At 57.0% G+C, this 6,123-nt stretch carries 2 protein-coding genes and 2 pseudogenes; 1 reads left to right on the top strand and 3 read right to left on the bottom strand.

The window, feature by feature from the left end; translation table 11 throughout:
- Nucleotides 1–8: 8 nt before the first annotated feature.
- On the bottom strand, nt 9–1,691 hold the full coding sequence (locus AWB78_RS41165) for a hypothetical protein (RefSeq protein WP_157697851.1): 1,683 nt from the start codon (nt 1,689–1,691) through the stop codon (nt 9–11).
- A gap of 1,448 nt (nt 1,692–3,139) precedes the next feature.
- Here AWB78_RS41165 and AWB78_RS41160 point away from each other — a divergent pair.
- Nucleotides 3,140–5,089, top strand: coding sequence for a hypothetical protein (locus AWB78_RS41160; protein WP_062612880.1), 1,950 nt, complete (start codon nt 3,140–3,142; stop codon nt 5,087–5,089).
- Nucleotides 5,090–5,603: 514 nt separating this feature from the next.
- Here AWB78_RS41160 and AWB78_RS49645 read toward each other — a convergent pair.
- Nucleotides 5,604–5,738: pseudogene (locus AWB78_RS49645) on the bottom strand (AAA family ATPase); the annotation flags it as partial.
- A gap of 245 nt (nt 5,739–5,983) precedes the next feature.
- Nucleotides 5,984–6,094, bottom strand: a pseudogene (locus tag AWB78_RS49640) (hypothetical protein); the annotation flags it as partial.
- Between the last annotated feature and the right edge of the window lie 29 nt (nt 6,095–6,123).

Below are 6,123 nucleotides of genomic sequence, written 5' to 3'. Positions count from 1 at the left end.
ATGATAGCCTAAAAAAATAGCCGAAACCCAGCGCTGACGCGGATCTCGGCTACTTGAGAAGCCAAAGCTCGGGCTAGATGGACCATTGCCGGCTCATCGGTCGGCGGCCGATATTCGGCGACCAGGGCATGGGCGAGCTGAGGAATGAATTGCTTCGCTTCTTCCTTGCTCGTGGCGTTGATCACGCTTTCGGGCAGCCAGGCGGGCACGCCGATCGCAAGCAGATAGTTCCGCAGCGGTTCGTCGTTGTTGTGACGATGAGTCCACAGCTCGTCGACAATCTGCTCCGGCAGGACAGCCTGCTGGGCCATGCTTGCCAGCAGGCGAGGTAGTTGCCCGGTCTGCTGGTCGTCTGGCTTCTGTACAAGGAGCAGTTGCCAGGCGTGCTGGAATGCGGCCCGTTGCTTCAAGAAATCCCTGTTGTGCTTGTCCTGCAGCGCCACCCGCACGCCCACGGATAGGACATAAAAGCCAGCCAGGATTGTCATCGCAAGGGACACGCCGGCGGTCGGCACGGCGAAGGCACTCCCGAGCGAAGCCAGCACTACCAGGGAAATTCCGAGCGCGCCGGAAACGGCTCCATAGCCAGTTCTCACGCCCCCGGCCATGTGCAGGTAGTCGAGCGCGTGAACTTCGAAGTTGCGAACTGCTTCGCGTAGGTCTGCAATGGCGTTGATCGTGTCATTGCCCTTGCCAACGCTGAGCAGCGCGTCCGCATCCCGTATTTTCCAGTCTTCCAGCTGTGCGGCCCGCAGCTTCTTGTCCCGTAGTTCCAGAATGCCCTGTCCCAGATGACACACGGCTGAGAGCATCGTCAACGCGCCCGCTATATGGGAAACGGCGAAATTTAGCCCTGCTGCCGCACCTTCCAGCTTCCCGGCACCCCCCGTTGTTGTGAGAATATCGAGTGTATTTGCGGTGCTGATGACAGTGTTGGCGCTGTTGAACGTGTTACCAACTACGTCACGCACCCATCCGAACTGCTTCTGAAGCACGTTCGTATCCAGCAGGAAGAGGGAAGGGATGCTTCGACGATATTTATCCTGTGCTATCAACTGCTCGTCCAGCGTACGGGACAGCCGCTCTTTGACGGTCTCGCTCAGTGCATTCGCCTTGAGCTTTTGAAGCAAGCCGATGTTCGCGCCGGCGCGCAGGTAGTTGGTCCAGGCCACCGTGGCCTGCCTGAGCCGCTGGTGCAGATCCAGTAGGCCCGTGTGCGCTACTTTCGAGTCGATCGACCGGAATATGATGAAAATCCAGTTCATGAATCCCGTCGGATCAAGGGACGACGAAACCGATTCTCGCAGACTGCCTGTTGTATCGATCAACCCCGCCCAGGCGGTGTACAAGGCGCTTGTCGAGATCGGCCCCCTGGCTTGCATTGCAGGCGCGTCTTCATAGTCATACAGATTGAGTTCGAGCTGCTCCTTGAATGCCTGCTCGTCGAGCGAGTCGGTGAGCGGATTGATATTCTGACGGACATCAGAAATAATTTCCAGTCCTTGAGGTTCCGATATTAATCGGGTCGATTGAGACCGTTGTCGTAGCGGCGGCGTATCGAGAAGATCGTTGAGTACCTCGCGACAGAATGAGCGTTTTGGCGCGATGGCGCCGGGGGGCTTCGAGCGCGATTCGGATAACGGGCTCGATTCGTATAACCCAGGTTGCGGTATGGTCTTGGTTACTTGCATGACAGGACGCGCTGCGCGAGAGTGCGATCGTTGTGGCGAGCCAGATATTCTGGGCACTCGCGAGTGCGGGCATCAATGCCGATTGCATTTTGTTTTGTGATGGAAAATTCTCGCGCGGGTTGATTCCATTTGACTCCCCATAAGTCATTCGCCGAGTTCTCGTGCGTACTTGCGGCCGGCGGCGAAATCCCTCACGCGCTATCGCAGTCGCCAAGTCGGCTCAGGCTCGAAGACGTCAATGTAACTCCCGCAGGAAAGCCGCTCTCTAGATTGCTCTGGTGATCAAGAATTGACGGCAAACCTGTATGACCGTGGCCACGGAGATCTGACCCGCGCAGCGTGCCTCGAGCACAGGGAGCTATTGAAAACTTCGCCCGCGGATTCCATTAGGGACAGCGGCAACGACGCACCGAAAGTCAGGATGTACGAGTGCAATCTGTAGCTTCGAGCCGTCAAAGACTGAAAGCTTGGCAAATCGGGGCTTCCATGTAAGGGGGCGATCGGTAACCATCGTTCCTAGCGCGACCGATCAGCTTGAACGCGTTCGGCGCATCGGCAGAAAGATGAATCGGACCTTGCAAGTCAAGGACGGGGTGCCGGACTGAACAATACGAAAGCTTGGCAACCCGAACGCTCGCGACAGTATCGAAGCTTTCTTCACACACGATTATATTCGCCGACCCGACCTAGTCATACAATGCGCTGCCGCGTAGCCGATCGGATTGCCGTCGTTCTTTGTCGCCGCCATGGCCGTGCCGTCGCCGCAAGTGACGGGTCAGAGGAGGAGACTGTGTCGCCAACATCGAGGCTGACGAGATCGCCTGAGGTTTGCGGCTGCCGTCGACCTCCAATGCTGCCGGGAGGCCCGGCGCCGCAAGGGCAATCTCCGGGATGCCGATGAACCCGCTCCGATAAGCGTTCCCAGCACGGTGGGACTTTAACCGCTTCCCGTTCTCGTCGCCGCACAACAAAAGGGTTGGCAGACAAATTCCATCATGTGTGAGCGCGGAAGCACAACTCGTTGAGTACTTGCGATGAACAAAGTGACAACACGAAATAAATATCTTGAAGACGTTGTCAAAGCCCGTCTGGAAGAAAAGATTAAAAATCTGCCCAAGTTCATAGGATGAACCTTTTGCGGCGAAAGTTATCTGTCATGGGGAAGAACCAGCGACAAACAGATCTTAGATCAATTGCGTCCTAAAATATTGTGGCAAGAATAATGGATCACGCTTTCTCGATGGGATTGGGTGGCTAGTTCACGACAACGGAAAGTCGCTCATCGTTTCGAGTCGAGCCCATACGTCGATAATGTAGTCCATTGAACGCATCCGTCGCTCGCCTCCGTTCGACAAAACGATCGCGAAGGCACGGGCGACGGGTGGCGAGAATCCACCGGACCCTGCCTGTTAAGAAGGCTGAATTATTTTCGATCGAACGAGCACTTTATGAAACTTAACCTTTATCGTCCCTTTGATTCTTTTGCTACTTCATCGTACGAGAAGAAAGGAACGGTCAAATACCCTCTCAGGCGAAACTTGAAAGACGCTCTGCCTTTGTCGCTGCCGAATAGGGTGAACACGAAGTTTTCGCAGCTCAAAAGCAAGGAAATTCAAAAGTTAGGACTTGCCACGGTCCGAAAGGAGGGTGGAAGGCATGCTGATTCAATATCTTTCGCCCAGGTTGCGAAAAAGGCGAACTCTAAAATCGATACGGCCGAGCAGTTTATCGCTGCCCTGCGCCATGCCTGTGCACTGGGTAGCGAAGGCGTTAGTCAGATGTTTGCTCAGCTGCAGACGGTTGATCTGATTCCTTCCGCCTTAAAGGAGACTGGGCAGCTCTTCGCAAAGGAAAGGGAGCAGGCCTTCGCGGAATCCGGGGCGCGCGATCGACCGAAGCTGGATCTCGTGCAAGGGACCGTGCTCGTCCAATTCTGCAAAAAGATTAAGCATCTTCCTCACGATCACCGCACCAAAGTGTTTGCTGATGTATTGGAACAAATTGCCACGCTGGATCCAGCCGCACGTGGCATGCCGCTGGCCGCACTTGCGTCCGTGATTTGGTCGCTTCCTAGCGATACGAGAGCAGCCGTGTTCGATGCTGTCTCGAAACAGGTTCTCGCGCTTGATGGCAGCGCACGTGAGAAGCCGCTGGCCGCCCTTGCATCCGTGATTTGGTCGCTCCCTGGTGATAGGAGAGCAGATGGGTTCCATGCTGTCTTGACGCAAGTTCTCGCGCTTGATGGAAGCGCACGTGAGAAGCCGCTGGCCGCGCTTGCATCCGCGATTGAGTCGCTCCCTGACGATAGGAGAGCAGATGGGTTCGGTGCTGTATTGACGCACGTTGTCGCGCTTGATGGCAGCGCACGTGAGAAGCCGCTGGCCGCACTTGCGTCCGCGATTGGGTCGCTCCCTGACGATAGGAGCGCAGATGCGTTCGGTGCTGCCTTGACGCACGTCGTCGCGCTTGATGGCCGCACGCGCGAGCAGCCGTTAGCCAACCTTTCGTCCACGATTCTGTATCTTCCTGAAGGTAACAGAAAAAGCGCGTTCGATGCTGTATACGAGAGCATTCTCGCGCTTGATTTCGCCATACGAGGCCAGCCGCTGCTCTATCTTTCGAGTGTCATTTCTTCACTTCCCGCCGATGACCATGAGGCGGCGTTCTATGCCATGTTGAAGCAGACCGACACGCTCGATGCGAAATGCAAGCGCGAATTACTGCGCGCGCTCGTATTGGATGCTCACTCTCTTCCTTACGCGACGACAGCGCTCAACGAAGCGCTTGAGCGAGTCGACTTGCTTGGTCCGGACGATCGGGCGGTCGTGCTGAAGTGCGCCGGGGAAAGCTTCATCAAGGCTCCGGCAGATCAACAACTGGCCATGGCCAAAGCTGTACTGACGCACATTGGTATGCTCGATTCTCCAACCCGCGCATCTATATTACAGGTTCTCGTGACATACAATGAGGATATGTCTCAACCGGCCGACCGAGTGGCTGCTCTCGATGGCATACTCGAGCAAATTGGGGCGCTGGATGCGACTGATCAACTGAATCTGCTGGATAAAATTGATGACTACTGCCTCAGCAATGTTGGCGCAACGAGGGAGGGAGGGGAAATGACGGCCGTGTTCGGCGGAATCCTGAACAAAGTTCGCACCTTTGATAAGGCTGCTCAACCGGGTGCATGGAAAAAGCTGCTGCAGCGCTTCAAAAACCTTCCCGGTAATGCGCAGATGGCGGCGTTTGATGCCCTCCTCCAGCAGATCGACACGCTGGACGTTATCGTTAAACAAGGTGCGCTGAACCAACTTCAGTCCGATATCATTCCCTCTCTCCCGGCGAATGAGCGGTTGGACGCGTCGGCGCGGATTCAGCAACGTGGATTTCAGGGATAAGTGGTGGATAGTTCACGGCAGGGCTCCGCAAAGCGCGAGGTACCGAGGTTGCGCTGATCAATGACGATCTCAAACATCGCGTCGGCGGCACCCAACCTCCTGGGAGGTCCTTCTATGAGCAGGAAGTTGTCAAGGTCTTCCACGAACTGACTCACGAATCATTGGCCAGGTCCATCGGGCGCTCCCGTAAGGAAGCGCCGTAGCGGGGGGGCAAGGGCCAGGCGAAGCCTGAGCGCAGCGACCCTTGACCCTGCGAAGGCGCAATAGCCCTTGCGTACGGCTGGCGAGCGCAGGTTAAAGCGTTCGCCAGCCTACAGGCCATTCGGCCCGGCGCGTTCCGGCGGGGTTTGACCGCCGTCAACCAGGGCTGCGATCCATTCGACGTCTTCCTCTGTGTCCGCGCCGACTGAATTTTGAGCCGGGGTGGAAACCGGTCTTAAGCGCGAACGATTGTGGATAAGTGTATGGGTTTCCGGGGCCGTTGTCCTCCTTCGGATGAGCGCGGCGAACGAGGTCAGGCGGATTCGGAAGCGCCAGCGGCATCACCTTTGCGCGCTGCTTCGCGCGACCGGATGCGTTTCTTTGCACTGGCGCTGCTATGCCGGAAACGATAGCTTTCGTTTCCGGTCTCCACGATGTGACAGTGGTGAGCACACGGTAGTTGCTGAGCGCATGTTTGCACAGCGTGTGGCGCAGCGGCGGCGTCATGAGCTGAGGAGCGCCGGCACTGACGAGCAGATGTTCGAGGCAGGGCTGCAGGTCGTCGGTCGACGCTTTTTCGGTGGCCAGCCACGAACGGATGCGGCTGCCTAGAGGCAGCAGTTCATCGCGCCGCAGCTTGTCGGTCAGGCGTGTGTCACCGGCAAGGACGATGCATAGCAGGGGCTGCGAGTCGAAGCGGGCGCTAGCCATGAGCCGATGTTCGTTGAGCACGCCGGGACTCATTTCCTGCGCCTCGTCGATGAGTAGGATTGGACGTCGTCGCGTGCTCTGCAGGTGCGACATCCACCGGTCGCGCAGCGACCTGAAACCGC

It is taken from the genome of Caballeronia calidae (assembly GCF_900044055.2).
Lineage (GTDB): Bacteria > Pseudomonadota > Gammaproteobacteria > Burkholderiales > Burkholderiaceae > Caballeronia > Caballeronia calidae.
This window is presented reverse-complemented; position numbering and strand designations above follow the sequence as displayed.

Bases quoted from the DNA above. Each gene is read 5' to 3' on its own strand.
- AWB78_RS41160 (WP_062612880.1), top strand. From the start codon at position 3,140: ATGAAACTTAACCTTTATCGTCCCTTTGATTCTTTTGCTACTTCATCG.
- AWB78_RS41165 (WP_157697851.1), bottom strand. From the start codon at position 1,691: ATGCAAGTAACCAAGACCATACCGCAACCTGGGTTATACGAATCGAGC.